The sequence below is a fragment of the Hymenobacter sp. GOD-10R genome, from assembly GCF_035609205.1.
In the GTDB taxonomy this organism is placed as follows: Bacteria; Bacteroidota; Bacteroidia; order Cytophagales; family Hymenobacteraceae; genus Hymenobacter.
On the sequence record NZ_CP141184.1, the window covers coordinates 3,717,174 to 3,735,163 of the forward strand.

General features: G+C 54.4%; 16 protein-coding genes. 8 read left to right on the plus strand and 8 right to left on the minus strand.

Annotated features, from left to right (window positions below; all coding sequences use genetic code 11):
• Positions 1–81: 81 nt before the first annotated feature.
• The 5 genes from SD425_RS14805 to SD425_RS14825 all read left to right on the plus strand — a co-directional run bounded on the left by SD425_RS14805 (position 82) and on the right by SD425_RS14825 (position 5,093).
• Positions 82–1,221 (plus strand): glycosyltransferase, encoded by a 1,140-nt coding sequence (locus tag SD425_RS14805; RefSeq protein WP_324670717.1) that lies wholly within the window; start codon positions 82–84, stop codon positions 1,219–1,221.
• A 107-nt stretch (positions 1,222–1,328) separates the two neighbouring features.
• Positions 1,329–2,339: a beta-ketoacyl-ACP synthase III gene (locus SD425_RS14810; protein ID WP_324670718.1), complete on the plus strand. Its 1,011-nt coding sequence runs from the start codon at positions 1,329–1,331 to the stop codon at positions 2,337–2,339.
• 145 nt (positions 2,340–2,484) lie between these two features.
• Positions 2,485–3,141 carry a metal-dependent transcriptional regulator gene (locus SD425_RS14815; protein ID WP_324670719.1) on the plus strand — a complete coding sequence of 219 codons (657 nt, stop codon included), beginning with the start codon at positions 2,485–2,487 and terminating at the stop codon, positions 3,139–3,141.
• 205 nt (positions 3,142–3,346) lie between these two features.
• On the plus strand, positions 3,347–4,738 hold the full coding sequence (mnmE, locus tag SD425_RS14820) for a tRNA uridine-5-carboxymethylaminomethyl(34) synthesis GTPase MnmE (RefSeq protein ID WP_324670720.1): 1,392 nt from the start codon (positions 3,347–3,349) through the stop codon (positions 4,736–4,738).
• A 112-nt stretch (positions 4,739–4,850) separates the two neighbouring features.
• Positions 4,851–5,093, plus strand: coding sequence for a hypothetical protein (locus SD425_RS14825; RefSeq protein ID WP_324670721.1), 243 nt, complete (start codon positions 4,851–4,853; stop codon positions 5,091–5,093).
• 33 nt (positions 5,094–5,126) lie between these two features.
• Here SD425_RS14825 and SD425_RS14830 read toward each other — a convergent pair whose 3' ends face one another.
• A complete protein-coding gene (locus SD425_RS14830; RefSeq protein WP_324670722.1) occupies positions 5,127–6,023 on the minus strand; it encodes an aldo/keto reductase in 897 nt (298 codons plus the stop codon).
• Between the two features lie 469 nt (positions 6,024–6,492).
• Here SD425_RS14830 and SD425_RS14835 point away from each other — a divergent pair, with 469 nt between their 5' ends.
• Positions 6,493–7,779, plus strand: coding sequence for a citrate synthase (locus SD425_RS14835; protein ID WP_324670723.1), 1,287 nt, complete (start codon positions 6,493–6,495; stop codon positions 7,777–7,779).
• Positions 7,780–7,851: 72 nt separating this feature from the next.
• Here SD425_RS14835 and SD425_RS14840 read toward each other — a convergent pair whose 3' ends face one another.
• From SD425_RS14840 to lepA, 7 genes are all read right to left on the minus strand, one after another.
• Positions 7,852–8,211, minus strand: coding sequence for a hypothetical protein (locus SD425_RS14840; protein ID WP_324670724.1), 360 nt, complete (start codon positions 8,209–8,211; stop codon positions 7,852–7,854).
• A 331-nt stretch (positions 8,212–8,542) separates the two neighbouring features.
• Positions 8,543–8,917 (minus strand): hypothetical protein, encoded by a 375-nt coding sequence (locus SD425_RS14845; RefSeq protein WP_324670725.1) that lies wholly within the window; start codon positions 8,915–8,917, stop codon positions 8,543–8,545.
• 306 nt (positions 8,918–9,223) lie between these two features.
• On the minus strand, positions 9,224–11,167 hold the full coding sequence (locus SD425_RS14850; RefSeq protein ID WP_324670726.1) for an OmpA family protein: 1,944 nt from the start codon (positions 11,165–11,167) through the stop codon (positions 9,224–9,226).
• Positions 11,168–11,182: 15 nt separating this feature from the next.
• Positions 11,183–11,764, minus strand: coding sequence for a 7-carboxy-7-deazaguanine synthase QueE (locus SD425_RS14855; RefSeq protein WP_324679549.1), 582 nt, complete (start codon positions 11,762–11,764; stop codon positions 11,183–11,185).
• Between the two features lie 203 nt (positions 11,765–11,967).
• Positions 11,968–12,882 (minus strand): bifunctional 5,10-methylenetetrahydrofolate dehydrogenase/5,10-methenyltetrahydrofolate cyclohydrolase, encoded by a 915-nt coding sequence (locus SD425_RS14860; RefSeq protein ID WP_324679551.1) that lies wholly within the window; start codon positions 12,880–12,882, stop codon positions 11,968–11,970.
• A gap of 10 nt (positions 12,883–12,892) precedes the next feature.
• Positions 12,893–13,078 carry a hypothetical protein gene (locus SD425_RS14865; RefSeq protein WP_324670727.1) on the minus strand — a complete coding sequence of 62 codons (186 nt, stop codon included), beginning with the start codon at positions 13,076–13,078 and terminating at the stop codon, positions 12,893–12,895.
• Between the two features lie 104 nt (positions 13,079–13,182).
• On the minus strand, positions 13,183–14,970 hold the full coding sequence (gene lepA, locus SD425_RS14870) for a translation elongation factor 4 (protein WP_324670728.1): 1,788 nt from the start codon (positions 14,968–14,970) through the stop codon (positions 13,183–13,185).
• 378 nt (positions 14,971–15,348) lie between these two features.
• Here lepA and SD425_RS14875 point away from each other — a divergent pair, with 378 nt between their 5' ends.
• The gene (locus tag SD425_RS14875; protein WP_324670729.1) at positions 15,349–17,199 is read left to right on the plus strand and encodes a glycoside hydrolase family 15 protein; all 1,851 of its coding nucleotides are present in this window, start codon (positions 15,349–15,351) and stop codon (positions 17,197–17,199) included.
• Positions 17,200–17,540: 341 nt separating this feature from the next.
• Positions 17,541–17,894, plus strand: coding sequence for a hypothetical protein (locus tag SD425_RS14880; RefSeq protein ID WP_324670730.1), 354 nt, complete (start codon positions 17,541–17,543; stop codon positions 17,892–17,894).
• Positions 17,895–17,990 lie beyond the last annotated feature (96 nt).

Consider the following 17,990-nt stretch of genomic DNA (forward strand, 5'->3'; position numbering starts at 1 on the left):
CGGTGGTAACTTAGCCACCCGGCTTGGTTCAAATCAAAGCAGAACCAGCGGCGCAACTTCACCTAGCTTTTGGCCGCACCGATGGCGCTTTCTCCCCTGCTACTGGCTTCCGTCCTGAAACCGCTGGATGACACGCGCATGTACGGTAAGTTTGGCCGTACCCTAGCAAGTCGGCCAGATCTGGACGTCCACGTGGCCGGACGACGTGCACCGCGCCCCGAGAATGCGCCTCCGAACCTGCACACGCACGAGTTGCTGGCCGGTTCGCGCCTGAGCCTAGGTCGGCTGGTGGCGCAGTGGCGCTATTGGCAGTTGCTGAAGCAAGTAAAGCCTAGGTTGGTTATCGTGCATGCCCCGGAGCTGCTGCCGCTTACGTTGCTGTGGCGCAGCCTAGGTGGCGAGCGGCACTTCGTGTACGATGTGCGTGAGAATTATGCCCTCAACATCCTGACCCAGCAGGTATACCCTAGCTGGTTGCGCCGGATCTTAGCAAGCCTGGTACGTCGCGCAGAAAAGGCCGCTGCTCGCCGGGCGGCCAAGATCATTTTGGCTGAGCGCAGCTACGCTGATGAGCTGCCATTTGCCACGGCAGAGCGCACCGTTATTCTGGAAAACAAATACCAGCCGCAGCCGGGTGAAGCTGTCCCGACGCAAGCACGCCCTATACCAGAACCGGATGCGCCGCTGCAACTGCTGTATTCGGGCACCATTTCGAAGCTAAACGGTGTATTCGAGGCCATTGGCTTTGCCCAGAAGCTGCGGGAACAATGGCCTGCGGCGCACCTTACCATCATCGGGTTTTGTCAGCAGCCGGAGGTCTTGGCGCAACTCCAGGCCATCGTCGCCGCCGATCCGGGTATTACGCTCATTGGTGGCGGTGAGCTAATTCCTCATGCGCGCATCGTAGCCGAGATTCAGCGTAGCCACCTAGGTCTGCTTCCGTATCAGCACCACCCTAGCTCGGCGCGCTGCATGCCTACCAAGCTGTTCGAATACCTAGCCAATGGATTGCCCATTCTCACGCCGCCTGCCGCGCTTTGGACAGACGTTGTGAATGAGTTGCAAGCGGGAATGAACGTTACCTTTCGGCCGCCTTTTGAAACGCCCAATTTTGCCGAACGCCTGCGTGCTCACCACTTCTACCCGCGTGGCATCCCGCCCGAAGCATTTTGGGCGTCGGAAGCACCTAAATTGTGGCAAATAGTGGATTCTCTGTCGTAACTCCCGACCTTTGCCGCCCGCCTGACACCTAAAGGCCAATTGTGGTTTACTTTCTGTAGTTTCGACTGACTTTCCTCCCTATTCCACCCGCCCAACTAACCTAGCTTATGTCCTCTCTCCGTTCTTCCGAAATTGCTGGCGTCGGCCACTACGTACCCGACCGTGTAATCCGCAACGCGGATATCGAACAACTCATGGAAACTTCCGATGCTTGGATCCAAGAACGGACCGGCATTCAGGAGCGCCGCTGGTTCACGGAGGGCGTGGATACTACCTCCAACATGGGCGCCAAAGCCGCGCAGCGCGCCCTCGATGCGGCCGGCCTCACGCCCGATGATGTGCAGCTCATCGTGTTTGCCACCCTATCACCCGACTACGTTTTCCCGGGTTCGGGCGTGTTGTTGCAGCGCGAAATGGGCATGAAGGGCAGCACTCCGGCCTTCGACGTGCGCAACCAGTGCTCGGGCTTCATTTACTCCCTTTCCCTGGCCGATCAGTTTATCAAGACGGGCATGTACGATACGGTACTGGTCGTCGGCTCCGAGATTCACTCCTCGGGTCTGGATAAGACCACGCGTGGCCGCAGCGTTTCGGTTATTTTTGGCGACGGCGCCGGCGCTGTGGTGCTGCGCCCTAGCACCCGCGAAGGCCACGGTGTTCTAAGCACCCACCTGCACGCACAGGGCGAGCACGCTGAAGAGTTGATTGTGAAAGAGCCCGGTTCGAACCGCGAAAACCGGGTGAAGGTTGCCTTTGAAAATGAGCCCGACATGTACCCGTACATGAACGGCCAAAACGTGTTCAAACACGCAGTGGTGCGCTTTCCCCAGGTGATCAAGGAGGCACTCGATCAAAACGGCTATCAGCCCCAGGACATCAACATGCTCATTCCGCACCAAGCTAACCTGCGCATCACGCAGTACGTGCAGCAGAAGATGGGCCTCACCGACGATAAAATCTTCAGCAACATTCAGCGTTACGGCAACACTACCGCTGCCTCCATCCCAATTGCCTTAAGCGAGGCCGTACAAGAAGGCCGTATCAAACGCGGCGACCTGGTATGCCTAGCTGCCTTTGGCTCGGGCTTCACGTGGGCTTCTGCGCTAGTTAAGTGGTAAGTCGCGGGTAAGCCGTTTCACCCGTCACGCTGAGCTTACCAGAGCCTCTCTACCGCACTGCTAATCCTGCCTTGATAGGAGGATGGAGCGGTAGAGAGGCTCTGTTAAGCTCAGCATGACGCTTTGATTATATAAACTGAAGTAAATGCCTAGCCACACCGAGGAAAATTATCTAAAGGCCATTTATAAACTCTCGGAAGCCGAGCCCGGTACGGAGGTCAGCACCAACCGCATCGCGGACGTGCTGCAAACGCGGGCGGCTTCAGTAACGGATATGCTGCGCCGCCTCGGGGAAAAGGGTCTGCTACACTACCAACGCTACCGCGGCGTGTCGCTCACGCATGAAGGCCGGCAGGTGGCTCTGCTCACCATTCGGAAGCACCGGCTGTGGGAAGTGTTCTTGGTGCAAAAGCTAGGGTTCAACTGGGATGAGGTACACGAGGTAGCCGAAGAGATGGAGCACCTTCAGTCGCCACTACTCATTCGTCGCCTCGATGAGTTTCTGGAATTCCCCCAGTTCGACCCACATGGTGACCCTATTCCAAGTGAAGATGGCGCCATGCGCCGCCCCAAAAATCGCCTGCTCGCTGACCTCAATCCCGGTGACTGCGGAACGTTGGTAGCGGTTCGCAACACCTCCCAGCCTTTTCTTCAGTATCTCGATAAGGCCGGCCTGAACCTAGGTACTCGTATTGAAGTACTAGATAAAGCACTCTTCGATAATTCTTTGGAAATCAATGTTGATCAACAACGAAAAACATTGATTTCGGCGGAGGTTAGCCGGAATCTTTTCGTGGCTTAGCGCTTGCACTTCGTTGTCATCTTGAGCTTGCGAAGGACCTTATCACGCCAGAACATTTCGCGTCTGCAAACGTGACAGGGTTCTTTGCAAGCATAGGATGACAGCGCAACTATTTCGGTCAAGCGCTGCCCTGTTGTTCTCTTTTTCTGTTTAACAGTTAGTTCTGTGTCTCGCAGTTTTGCGGGTTAAATGCCAGGTACCGCTTGTGGCTGCTCTCTTACCTCCTGTTCTTTCCGATACCATCGTAGCACTCTCGACGCCGCCAGGCGCGGGTGCCATTGCGCTTGTGCGCCTCTCGGGTCCGAATGCCATTGCCCTTACCGACGAGGTATTTTCCGGTAAGCGTTTGCGCGACCAGCCCGGCAACACCTTGCACTACGGCACCATCCGCGACGGAGAGCGGATCTTGGATGAGGTAGTCGTTTCGCTTTTCCGAGCGCCGCACTCCTACACCCGTGAGGATGTAGTGGAAATCAGCTGCCACGGCTCCGACTACATTGTGCAGCAACTGCTGAGCTTGCTCATACGACGTGGCGCCCGCTTGGCCGAGGCTGGCGAGTTCACGAAGCGAGCCTTCCTACACGGCGCTTTCGACCTAGCCCAGGCCGAAGCCGTGGCCGATCTGATTGCCTCCAACTCAGCCTTATCGCACCAGGTGGCGATGCAGCAGATGCGCGGGGGCTTCTCGCAGGAACTACGCGCCTTGCGGGCCCAGATGGTGAAGTTTGCCGCCTTACTGGAGCTCGAGCTAGACTTCGGTGAGGAAGATGTGGAGTTTGCCGACCGCACGGGCCTCGTGGCGCTCCTGCAAGAAGTACAAGCCTTGGTTCGGCGGCTTCTGCGCTCCTTCGAGCTAGGCAACGTCATCAAGAACGGCGTGACTACTGTTATTGCGGGCAAGCCGAACGCGGGCAAATCGACTTTGCTCAATGCCCTGCTCCATGAAGAGCGCGCCATTGTATCGGCGGTTGCCGGCACCACCCGCGACCTGATTGAGGACGAAGTCAGCATCGACGGAATTCGCTTCCGGTTCGTCGATACTGCCGGCCTGCGCGAAACGACCGATGTGGTAGAATCCATCGGTGTAGAGCGTACCCGCAAGCGTGTTCAGCAGGCAGCTTTGCTGTTATATCTGGTTGATATCGCTACTAGTACACCCGAGGAGGTTAAAGCGGAGCTAGAAGCATTGAATCCGGATCAACAGATTCCAACCCTGATCGTTGGTAACAAACTCGACCTAGCTTCAGAAGCGCAAGTCGAGGCCTTCCGCCGTCTGCCTGACGTGGTGATGGTGGCAGCAGCCCGCGGAGAAGGCCTAGAGGATTTGCAGGAAGCGTTGCTAGCCCGTGTCCGCGGGGAAGGGCTAGACCAGACCGGCGCCACGACCATCGTCACCAACCTGCGCCACGTCCGCAGCCTGGAAGCGACGAACGCAGCGCTAGACGCTGTGCTCATAGGCTTGAACGCTGGCACTGGCACTGAGCTACTAGCCGCTGACCTGCGTCAAGCCCTCGCTTCGCTGGGTGAAATCACCGGCGAAATTTCCTCTGATGATCTGCTCACTAGCATCTTCACGCAATTCTGTATCGGGAAGTAAACATGCCGTTAGCTGGTGCAGCTTTCTAGACCCTAGGCCGCGCAAGCACAACAGTAAGCAGCAAGACGCGTAGAGCAGAGTAGATCGTTTTACTTCTACTCCCACCTACCTTATGAAAACCCTCCTACTGCTCCTCTGTGTTGCCGGAGCGACCCTAGCTTCCTGTTCGCAGGAGAAGTCTTCTACCCCTCTGGAGCAGGCGGCTGACCTGCCTGCTGGCACCACCGTAAAAGGTGCCGATGGCAGTAAGATCAAGAAGCAAGCCGACGGCGACATCAAGTACAAAGACGCTGACGGCAACGTCGTTAAGAAGGACGCTGACGATGGTACCGTGAAGGCCAAGTCGGCCGACTAAAGCTAGGCAACGCTAACAGCTAGCTTTCATACGTCAACGGTGCTGCTCATAGCGGTTGGGCAGCACCGTACTGCGTAGCTCCTCCACCTCTGATGCGGTCAGCGCTGGGGCTTTTGCCACCCAGATAGCTTCCTGCAACTGCTCATCGGTGCGAACACCGAGCACCCCCGAAGCCACTACCGGCGACGCCAGCACAAAGCGCACAGCTACTTCTGCTGCCGTCCGGCCGGCGCCTGCTACCTCCTTGATGGCAGTGGCTGCTTTGGCTACTTGTTCGGGCGTATGCCCTAGATACTCCTTAGCCGGCTTACCTAGCAAAAGCCCCTGCGCGTAGCTCCCGCGAGCTAACACGCTAATCTGGTGTTCCTGCAACAAACCTAGGCTGCTTTCCTCTGGTCGGCGGTCGAGCAGGCTGTATTGCATCATCACGCTCACAATGTTGGAGCGCTGCACGTACTCACGAATCACATTTGGCCGGATAGACGAAATGCCGTAGTAGCGAATTTTGCCTTCCTGCACCAGTTGCTCGAAGGCTTCAATCGTCTCGCCGATAGGATCATCGAGTGTGCCGCCGTGCAGCTGATACAGGTCTATGTAGTCGGTTTGCAGACGTTGCAGGCTTTTGTCGACGGCTTGCAGAATGTAGCGCTTGCTCGGGTTCCAATCCCAACCGCTACCATCGGGCCGCCCTTGATTCCCAACTTTGGTCGCTAGGATAACTTGGTCGCGCCGGTCACGGAATGCTTTACCTACCGTCTCCTCGTTCGCTCCTTGTTGGTACAGGTCAGCCGTGTCGAAGTAGTTGATGCCATTGTCTAACGCCTGGTGGAGCAGCCGAGCATTGGCAGAGTGGTCTTCACCCAACGACATGCAGCCGAAGCTGATTTCGCTAACGTGCAGATCGGACTTTCCGAGTTGGTTGTACTTCATTCGTTATTAGCTAACAAGTAATCCTCGGTGTACTCGCCCCATCCGCTATAGGTTGTGCTACCTAGGTAGTGCGGACGTTGTAGGCAGCTAGGTGAACGTCAGTCATTCTACTAGAAAGTTCGCACGGCAACCAGTCCGACGCTTAGGGCGCCGGACCGGCAGGCGTAAGTTGTGCTGAAACCCTCCGACCGTATTTTTTCTCTCCCAAGGCAGCCTACTTCAGCAGTAAGTGTCAATACTTGCGTAAGGGTGCTAAAACGTTTCCAAAAGTCTCACAGGCAGATGGAAGTTTCTCTTGTGCTCTGCTGCCTTCAGCGTTAAGATTACCCCTATCTTGCCGCTTAGCTAGCGTATATAGCTTAAACAACACACTTGCTCAGCTTGTAGTATAGTATTCAAATCGTCTTTGACTTTTGGCCTTGCGGCTAATTCTTTAGTTTCGCCTCATCACCACCTCCAACTATCCCCTATGGCAGAGTCTGCTGAAATTATCCTGGACGGAAAGACCTACTCCTTTCCGGTCACAGAAGGCACTGAGCACGAGAAGGCAATCGACATTGCCAAACTGCGTGACCAGTCCGGCTACGTAACCCTCGACTCGGGCTACAAGAACACGGGCGCTACGAAGAGTGCCATCACATTTCTCGATGGTGAGGAAGGGATTCTACGCTACCGGGGCTACCCCATCGAGCAACTAGCGGAGAAGTCAAGCTTCCTAGAAGTAGCGTACCTGCTGATCTACGGCGCTCTGCCCACCCAAACGGAGCTGGATACCTTCAGCCATAACATCACCATGCATAGCCTCGTGCACGAGGACATGCGCAAGATCTTCGACGGTTTCCCGAGCAGCACCCACCCCATGGCTATCCTCTCTAGCCTGGTTTGCGCGCTAACGGGCTTCTATCCTAAGAGCATCGACCCGGTTCAGAGCAAGGAAGAAATCGACCTGAACATCTACCGTCTGATGGCTAAAATCTCGACGATTGCCGCCTGGACGTACAAGAACCAAATGGGTCATCCGCTGAACTATCCGCGCAACGACCTCGACTACTGCTCGAACTTCCTGTACATGATGTTCAGCTTCCCCACGGAGCAATACAAAGTGAACCCGGTGGTGGCCCGTGCCCTGAACAAGCTGCTCATCCTGCACGCCGATCATGAGCAAAACTGCTCGACTTCGACGGTACGTTTGGTGGGCTCGTCGAATGCTAGCCTCTACGGCTCTGTATCGGCTGGTATCAATGCGCTGTGGGGCCCGCTGCACGGCGGTGCTAACCAAGAGGTGATTGAGATGCTAGAAGCCATTCAGCGCGACGGTGGCGACACCCAGAAATTCGTTGACAAAGCCAAAGACAAGAACGACCCGTTCCGCCTCATGGGCTTTGGTCACCGCGTGTACAAAAACTTTGACCCGCGCGCCAAGATCATTAAGGTAACGGCCGACGAAGTACTAAAGGAGCTCGGGGTAAACGACCCGCTGCTGACCATCGCGCAGGAGCTAGAGCAAGCTGCCCTCACCGACCCATATTTCGTTGAGCGCAAGCTGTATCCGAACGTTGACTTCTACTCGGGCATTATCTACAAAGCCCTAGGTATTCCGACGCAGATGTTTACCGTGCTCTTCGCCATGGGCCGCCTCCCCGGCTGGATTTCCCAGTGGAAAGAGATGCGTGAGAACAAAGAGCCTATCGGCCGTCCACGTCAGATCTACACCGGCGCCACCGAGCGCGACTACGTGGAAATTGGCAACCGCTAATCTCAGTATGGTACTACCACAAAAAAAGCCCGCTAGCAGCGGGCTTTTTTTGTGAACCTATCCTTCCCTAGCCTAGTGGATAGAAAGTGCCGTCATCGTGGATTTAGCCTGGTTATAGGCCGTCATCTGGTTAGGCCACAGGATAGCGGCCATATCCCATTCGTAGTGCATTTGAACCTCAGCCATACGCTCATCTAGTACGGCTGGGTCACTGGCGTACTGCGTTTTCAACTCCGCAACTGCCGTAAGCATTTGCAGGTTGAGCTTTCGCACTTTTACGTACTGTCCTTCGCTCAGCTTTACTTTGCTGGCAATTTGCCGGGTCATGGTTGTGGCACGGGAGGTCGGGTTGTCGTTGCCCTGTCCTGCTTGGGTAGCAAGCGGAGCACTCAGGCTCAATAGAAGCCCTAGGGCGCAGTAGCTTTTTTTCATGGTGGTGGAAGTTTTGAGTGGAGTTGAAAAAAAGTGGAGACAAGTTGTGCGGCGGTACTAGCGCCTCCGAAGATTTAGCTGCTCGGAAGGCAACCAGATTTGCATTGCACAGTTAAATATATAATAAGTTAAGTATAATTAAAAGCTTTATTACTATTTTTTCATGTCTGGATTTTATTCAATTGCTGAGCTTCCCTTCTGCCAACTAATTTCAGGGCGCTTTCACTAGGCATGTATTCTATAGTAAGTGGCCTTTTCGTTTTAACCTAACCAAGAAAACCAGCTTCCTTCTGGCTTCTCTAGGCAGAGGAAAGCTGGCCGGTAATAGGAGCTATTTTGTGGGATTGAACAGTGCCGTCATGCTGCTGCGCGCCTGCTGGTATAAGGCGAGTTGCGCGGGGTGCATTAGTTCTAGCAGGGCTGCATTGTAGCGGGTTTGTGCAGAAGCCAAATGATGATCCAGCATAGCTTGATCGGCAGCATACTCGTTTTTTATGCCTTCTACTTCATTTAGCATCTGTTCATTAAGCTGCTTTACTTTTACATACTGCCCTTCTTCCAAGTTTACCTTAGCGGCTAGTGCGCGGGCCATGCTTGTAGCACGGGCATGAATAGAAGGCGGATTGTCGGATGAAGAGCGGGCGAAGTTCCCTCCTGCATTTTGCAGGGTAAATACGGTGATAGCCAGGAGACAAAGTTTTAGCATAATTGTAAGCGTTCGAGTGAAAGGTTAGAATCAATGTAGCGAGTGAATATGAGTACTTACCTACCCTTAGGTTTAGCACACGTTCTTTGCTAAACGCTATTGACTAGGCACTGACAAATGTATGAATTCATATTAAACAATAATTTTATTTTTTATAACTATTCTAATGCAAAGCTTTTATCAAATTCATTGATCAGTCTCATTATCAGACTTGTCATAGTTCAATAAAAAAGGAATACTATAAATAAAAAAAGCCCCGACGATTTGTATCGTCAGGACTTTCAGAATCTAGAGTAACCAGATCGGCTACAGAATTCGCAATTCGATGCGCCTGTTTTGCTGACGGTGCAAGTCTGAATCGTTTGGGGTTAGCGGCTTAGTTTCGCCATAACCTTTGAAACGCAACCTAGCTTCGGGAATGCCCTGCTTCACGAGGTAAGTGTACACGGAACGGGCCCGGTTCTGCGACAACGCCATGTTGTCGGCGTCGGCCCCTATATCGTCGGTATGACCCGATATTTCCACCTGAATCTCCCGGTACTGCTGCATAAACTGAATCAGTCGGTTTAGCTCCGTCTGCGACTTCGGTTTCAACTCATACTGGTTCGTCTCAAAGAACAGGTTGTTCAGCACAATGCTGCGACCAGCACGCACGGGTTCTAGGTAGATGTCGAGCGTAAGCGGGTCAAAGTTCTTTTTGTCGGTATAGTCGAAGCTCAAACTCTTCATCAAGTACTTGTCCGCGGCGGCGTACATAGCGTACTGCCGGCCTTCATTGAGCACAACAGTGTAGTCACCTACTTCGGGGTCAGACGTCACGAACTGCGTCAGCTCATCGGTGTTCAGGTCGTAGAGCTGCACATCAGCCTTGATGGGCTTTTTTGTGATGGCATCGAATACGCGACCTTGCGTGTACGTGCTGGTTTCGCGCGCTTGCACAGGCTTGGGCACCTCAAAGCCAAACAGCTCCACCGGCCGGTCGCGGTCCGATTTAGTACCGGGCTCATTGGCCCGCGAGCGAGAGCAGAAACCGCGTTTGTTATCAGAAGTAATGAAGAGCGACGCTTCGTTTTCAAACGTGTTGAGCGGATACCCTAGGTTTAGTGGCACGCTCCACTTGTTGCCGCGTTCTAGCTCACACCGGTACACATCCAGTCCCCCCATTCCTACCAGACCATCTGTGACGTAATAGAGTGTAGTGCCACTAGCGTGGATAAAGGGTGCCATGTCTTTGCCCGGAGTATTTACGGGGGCGCCCAAATTGCGCGCCACACTCCAGGTACCGTCAGGCTGTAGCATCGTCATGTAAATGTCTTCCTGCCCTAGCCCGCCACGCCGGTCGGAGGTAAAGTACAACGTCCGGCCGTCGGCCGACAGCGTAGGCTGCGAGTCCCACGCCGGCGAGTTCACATTGCGCCCTAAGTTCTGGGGCTTACTCCAGTTATTGCCGGTTCGGCGCGAGATATACAGATCACAGGTACCAAGCGAACCAGGCCGGTCGCACGACACAAACACCAGCGTTTTACCATCCCCCGAGATGGTAGCGGCACCTTCGTTGTAAGCCGTGTTGATGATTGGTGAGATGGAAACCGGCGCCCCAAACCCTCCGTCCTTTTCCTGCCGGCTGATGTACAAGTCCTCGCCGTTGTCAACTTTCAGCCGGCCCGTAAACAGCAAGAAGCGGTTGTCCGCCGTCAGAGCCGGAAAGTACTGATAACGAAAGTTATTAAGTGGTTCACCTAAACGAGTAGGTGTAATACCTATTGGGTTAGCCATTGCCTTGATGGCAAACTCACAGTTCAGCAACTGCCGTTGGGCACGAGCCTGATTGCGCAACACCTTGGGCGCCACCTTGAGGTACTTCTTGTAGCTATCAGCGGCGGTCGAGTAGTCGCCAAACGACATAGCTAGCTCACCCAGCGTGTAGTAGTCCGTGGCGCGCGCCGGGTCGAGCGTTGCTTTCGCCAGCCCATCGCGGTACGCTTGGAAGGCCGCCTGGTTTTCGCCCATCGCCTTTAGCAAAGAACCCTTCTTGATGAACGGCTCCGGCAACGACGGAAATTTTTGATTGAGCTGCGTGAGCGTCTCAATGGCTTTCGGAAAGTCACGGGCAGTAGCTTGCTCTTGCGCTTTCTCCCACAAGTTGTTCGCCTTTGTATTTGTCGACGCGAGTTTGGCTTGCGACTGAGCTAACGTGGGTGAGAGAACCGCTAAGGACAACAGCAGGGAAGCAGAAAACAAACGGCGCATGAGGAAGCTAAAGACCTACGGAATGTCGAGAAATTTGTGCGTTTGCAAGGAAACTTGCCACTGGGGGTGCTCCTTCACATAATCGACAATGAGCGGCATCATGGCGGTGGCTTTGCTCCACTCGGGCTGCAAGTATAGGCGGGTATGCTCGCCTACCTGCGCCGCATGCTGTTCAGCCCAGGTAAAGTCGCTTTTGTTGAAGACGATGATCTTCAACTCGTTCGCCTGTCTGAGCACTTCGGGCAGGGGCGCCTTGAATTTCTTCGGCGATACGCAGATCCAATCCCACTGTCCTGAAAGCGGGTAGGCACCGGAGGTTTCGATCCACGTTTGGCAGCCGGCTTCTTTGAGCGCACCGGTCAATGCGGTAAGATCGTGCATGAGGGGTTCACCGCCGGTAATCACGACGTTACGGCCGGGGTGAGCGGTGACGGCGGCTACCATATCGGTAATAGCCACGCGCGGGTGCTGGTCAGCGTCCCACGACTCTTTCACGTCGCACCACACGCAGCCTACATCGCAGCCACCTAGGCGCAGAAAGTAGGCCGCCCGGCCGGTATTGTATCCCTCGCCCTGAATCGTGTAGAACTGCTCCATGAGGGGCAGGGCCACGGCCGTCGTGGGCTCAACTGACGGCGCAAGTATGGAAAGTGAGTGTAGCAAAGCAAAAAACTAATAGAGCCAACTATTCGAGATACAACAACCGGACCGCAAAAAAAGTCCGCCGTTAGCTGATAGTTAGACCTTAAAAGTACTAGAACGGCCGGAATCTTCGCTGTTTCCGGCCGTTCTATTCGCTTCTACTTCGGATAAACTTCCCCTTTGGCAGCCTTCAACGTGTTGCGCAGCAGCATGGCAATGGTCATGGGACCAACGCCACCGGGCACGGGCGTGATGTAGCTAGCCTTCGGCGCCACCTCCGCAAAGTTGACGTCGCCTTTCAGCACGAAGCCCGACTTGCGGTTGGCGTCTTCTACCCGCGTTGTGCCTACATCAATAACCACGGCACCGGGCCGTACCATATCAGCTGTCACGAACTCCGGCTTGCCGAGGGCAGCTACTACGATGTCCGCTTGCTGCACGATACTAGCTAGGTCCTTCGTGCGCGAGTGACATAAAGTAACGGTGCAGTTACCAGGTTCTAAGTTCTTCGCAAGCAGAATGCTAACAGGTGTACCCACAATGTTACTGCGACCAATTACCACGCAATGCTTGCCGCTCGTTTTGATGTTGTAGCGAGCCAGCAGCTCCACGATGCCCGAAGGCGTAGCCGGCAGCAATGCTGGCAAGCCCGCCACCATCCGACCTAGGTTCATCGGGTGGAAACCGTCGACGTCTTTCTCCGGCCGAATGGCTTCAATCACCTTGTCGGGGTTGATGTGCTTAGGCAAAGGCAGCTGCACGATGAAGCCATCTATTTCCGGATCTTGGTTCAGCTCCTCCACTTTCGCTAGCAGCTCTGCCTCCGTGATATCGTCTTCGTAGCGGAGCAACGTGGAGCCAAAGCCAACTCGCTCGCAGGCTAGCACTTTGTTGCGCACGTACGTTTCGGAGCCTCCATCGTGGCCCACGAGGATGGCTGCTAGGTGCGGCACTTTCTGGCCAGCGGCTTTCAGCGCCTCAACTTCAGCGGCAATTTCAATTTTGATATCCTCAGCAGTTTTCTTGCCGTCGATAAGCTGGTAAGTGGTTGTTTGCTCGGAGGCAGTGGTCATGCGTGTTCCTTTATGCGTGATCTGGTTCTTGTTTGTGCTTGTCTTCATAAGCAGCAATGGCGGTAGCACCTGCTGCCAGAATGGCTTTTTCCATGGCGGGCCAATCGTCCCTCCACCGGAATTTACGCTCTTGTCCTTTGCGGATCTTCTCTAGCTGTGCTTCGTTCGTACAGTTCTTGGTGAGGCTCTCAGACATGGTTTTGAAGTTATCATAGCACGCCGTGTCAAGAAGTGTATGAGGTGAAAAAAGAGGTTATAATGAGCGCAAAAAAAACGCGCCCGGCTAGGGCGCGTTTTGAGTTAATCGATTTTTAGTACGGCGAGGAAAGCTTCTTGCGGGATTTCCACGGAGCCCACTTGGCGCATCCGCTTCTTACCTTCTTTCTGCTTTTCGAGCAGTTTGCGCTTCCGCGAGATGTCGCCGCCGTAGCACTTGGCAATTACGTTTTTGCGTAGGGCCTTCACGGTTTCGCGGGCGATGATCTTTTGCCCGATACTGGCCTGAATGGCGATTTCAAACATCTGACGGGGTAGCAGCTCGCGCAGCTTTTCGCACAGGCGACGGCCCCAATCGTAGCTCTTAGAACGGTGTACGATGGCCGACAACGCATCGACCTTCTCACCATTCAGCATGATATCAAGCTTCACCATGTCCGACTGACGGAAGCCGATCAGCTCGTAGTCAAGGGAAGCGTAGCCGCGGCTGATGGTCTTCAGCTTATCAAAGAAGTCGAATACGATTTCTGACAGTGGCAGTTCAAAGTTCAGTTCCACCCGCTCAGAGGTCAGGTAGCTCTGGCCTTTGATGATGCCACGCTTATCCATACACAGCGTGATGATGGCGCCTACGTACTCGGAAGCCGTGATGATCTGGGCCTTGATGAAGGGCTCCTCGATGTATTTCATGTTGTTCGGCTCCGGCATTTCCGACGGGGCGTTTACAATCATGAGCTGATCTTTGGTGCCAACAGCGTGGAACTGCACAGACGGCACCGTAGTAATCACCGTCATGTTGAACTCCCGCTCAAGGCGCTCCTGCACGATTTCCATGTGCAGCATACCGAGGAAGCCACAACGGAAGCCAAAACCTAGGGCCGCCGAGGTCTCGGGTTCCCACACTAGGGCTGCGTCGTTGAGCTGAAGCTTTTCCATGCTGGCGCGCAGCTCTTCGTACTCGCTGGTTTCTACAGGGTAGATACCGGCGAATACCATTGGCTTCACGTCCTCGAAGCCGTGAATAGCTTCTTTCGTGGGATTGGCGACGTTCGTAATCGTGTCACCAACTTTTACCTCGCGAGCTTCCTTAATACCGGAAATAAGGTAGCCCACATTGCCAGCCAACATTTCGGGGCGGGGCTCCTGATTCAGACCTAGGATGCCGATTTCGTCGGCGCCGTACTCCTTACCGGTCGCCATGAAGCGGAGCTTATCGCCCTTGCGCATGGTGCCGTTTTTGATACGGAACAGTACCTCGATACCACGGTACGAGTTGAAAACGGAGTCGAAGATGAGGGCTTGCAGCGGCGCATTTGGGTCACCTACTGGCGCCGGAATTCGCTCACAGATAGCATTTAGAATGTTCTCAATCCCGATACCTGCTTTACCCGAAGCATGGATAATTTCCTCCCGGTCGCAGCCGATTAGGTCCACGATTTCGTCGGACACCTCCTCAGGCATGGAGTGCGGTAGGTCAATTTTGTTGAGAACCGGGATGATGGTCAGATCGGAGCCGATGGCTAGGTAGAGGTTCGATATCGTCTGAGCCTCAATACCTTGGGAAGAGTCTACGATGAGCAGGGCGCCTTCGCAAGCGGCGATGCTGCGGCTTACTTCGTAGCTAAAGTCGACGTGGCCGGGCGTATCAATCAGGTTGAGCGTGTACTGCTCGCCCTTGTACTGATACTGCATCTGGATGGCGTGGCTCTTGATGGTAATGCCCCGCTCCCGCTCCAGGTCCATGTTGTCGAGCAGTTGAGCTTGCATATCGCGCTTGGCCACGGTGCTGGTAAATTCCAGCAGACGGTCGGCCAGGGTGCTCTTGCCGTGGTCGATGTGTGCAATGATGCAGAAATTGCGGATGTTCTTCACTAGAGGCGGTTTTTTCCAACCGCGAAGTTAATCAAATCAGCCGGGAAAAGCTAGGTCGACAGGCTGTAGTATGTCGGAGCGCACTACAATTCGCATACACCGAAGCAAGGTTGCAGGTCTGCGGCACGTTGTCCGTCGGTCCGCCGTAGTAGCGTCCGACCAGTGTTGTTATGGCCGGGCAAATAGTAGTCGCTCTGTGGGCTTGTGCTGTCAACAACCGGTCGGACGCCTAATGTGTCGGACCGGCAGACGTCTGTTGTGCAACGCTAGGCGTGGCTGAGCTTGTGCTACTAGTCACTCATATTTTCCGGGGATTCTGTTCAATAGCTCGGCAGCGGGCTAGCATTTTCCGTTAAGCCTTCCAAACGGATTATTTTTATGAAGCAAGCTACCCCGCTGGAAGACTATGGCCTGATCGGCAACTTACATACTGTGGCACTGGTCTCGAAAGCCGGTTCGCTAGACTACTTGCCCTTCACTCGCTTCGACTCCCCCACTATTTTCGCGGCCCTGCTGGATGTCGATAAGGGCGGGTCGTGGAGCCTGCAGCCTGTGGGCGACGAAGTACGCAGCAAACAGCTCTACCTGCCTGATACCGGCGTACTGATCACCCGGTTTTTTACGGGTGATGGCATTGCTGAGCTTACGGACTTTATGCCCATTAAGCGCCACGAGCAGAACTGTGCCGTGGTACGTAGCCTCCGTATCGTGAAGGGCACCATGGAGTTTAAGATGCGGTGCGCTCCTCGCTTCGACTATGCGCGCACCAAGCATACCATTCAGGCGCAAGGAGATGGCAGCTTGCTCTTCCGCAGTTGCGGCCCCGACGGCTTTCAATTTCGATTGCTCGGCAATCAGCCCTTCGATACAACTGAGGCGGGTGATGCTACCGGCAGTTGGCAGCTCCAAGCAGGTGATACCGTTAGCTTTGTGATAGAAGCGACTCCCGTAGACGACCCTAGCTTCATTGCCCGCGAACTAGTTCACTACACAGAAGCTGCTTTTCACGACACGCTCAACTTTTGGCGCGATTGGGTGGAGAGCAGCACTTACACGGGACGCTGGCGCGAAATGATGCTGCGCTCGGCGATTACACTAAAACTGCTCACCTCGCTCGAATATGGCTCTACTGTAGCAGCGGCTACGTTTAGCTTACCTGAAAACATTGGCGGCGACCGGAACTGGGATTACCGCTTCACGTGGATTCGGGATGCGGCTTTTACCATGTATGCCTTTCTGCGCCTAGGTTTTACGCGGGAATCAAAAGACTTCTTGCGCTGGATTATGGATCGGTGTGAGCAGCTTACTGAAGCGGGCGATTTGCAGCTGATGTACGCCGTAGATGGCACCTCCGACTTGCCCGAACTGGAGCTAGGCCACCTCAGCGGCTACCGCAATTCGAAGCCGGTGCGCATCGGCAACGGAGCCGCACAGCAGTTCCAGTTGGATATCTACGGAGAGTTGCTCGATACGATTTACCTCTATAATAAGTACGGAGGCCGCATCACCTATGCGTTTTGGCAACATATCACGCGGCTAGTCGATTTTGTGGCGGAAAACTGGCAACGCCCCGACCACGGCATCTGGGAGGTGCGTGACCAGGAACGGCAGTTCCTGTCGGGTAAAATGATGTGCTGGGTGGCACTAGATCGGGCCATCAGCATTGCCCGCGACCGGTCGTTTCCCGCGCCGCTAGCGGAGTGGCACCGCGTGCGGGACGAGATTTATAAGGAAGTGTACGACAATTACTGGAGCGAAGAAAAGCAAGCTTTTGTGCAGTACAAAGGCAGTGATGTACTCGATGCCAGTGTGTTACTTCTGCCGCTCATTCGCATGTTCAGCCCCGTGGAGCCGCGCTGGCAAAGCACAATGCGCGCTATTGAAAAAGAGCTGCTGCTCGACTCCCTCCTTTTCCGTTACCACACGAATGGCGGCGCTACCGACGGCCTCACTGGCGAGGAAGGCACCTTCACCATGTGCTCGTTTTGGTACATCGAAAACCTGTCGCGGGGTGGTGATGTCGATAAAGCTAGGTTGCTCTTTGAGAAGCTACTTGGCTTTGCTAGTCCCCTAGGTCTGTACTCTGAGCAGATTGGACCACAAGGCGAACAGATCGGTAACTATCCGCAGGCCTTCACCCACCTAACGTTGATCAGCGCTGCCTTCCAGCTAAACCGTGACCTAGATGCTAGGCAAAATGGTCAACGCGGTGGGCACCAGTTTGTGTAGGCTAGGCTTCTTGGATAGCCTCCATTTGTCATGCTGCGCTGGCAGAAGCATCTCTCTATTGCTTCGTTGCTTAGCGTAGAGGCGCAACATTTTGCGTCTTGTCGTTACTGACGTTGTGTACCTAGGTAGTTCTAGCTAGGTCGTTCGACGAGTAGACGCAAAGTATTGCGTCTCTACATGGTTCCGGCAAATGCAATGAAACGGTAGAGATGCTTCGGCCAGCGCAGCAGGATGTTCTTAAATGTCGAGCAAATCAGGTAGGCTCAACCTTAACCGAACAACGGTTGAGGCGTAAACAATGGCTAGGCATCTGCCTTTCCCTCACCCAATCTCTCCTAATCATGAGCACCGAACTAAATCCTCAAGCTGTAAAATATGCCCGCAAGCTGATCGAAGAAGGCAAGATCAAAAACGACGAAGGCCAGTGGGGCGAGCACAACCCCGACTCCGACGAGGAAAACAAGTTCCTCGAAAAGCACGAAATCGAGGAGTACGGCAACTGGCACCTAGGTCTCGACAGCGACAAAGGCGAAGACACAAAAGGTCGCTACAAGTTTCCGTATGGCGACTTCAAAACCGTGCACCGCGACGGCCTGATCGCCGCTAAGGAGCGCGCCGCCCAACAAGGCTATGCTGACATTGAGAAAGCCGCTGACGAGCTCTTGCAAGCCTTGGAACAGCAGGCAGGCGCTTAGAAACCTAGTTGAGCGCTAGCTAAATAACTAAGCCCCGATTAGCTGAGTGCTGTTACGCAACTAGTCGGGGCTTCCTTTATGCAGTTATTAGAGTAC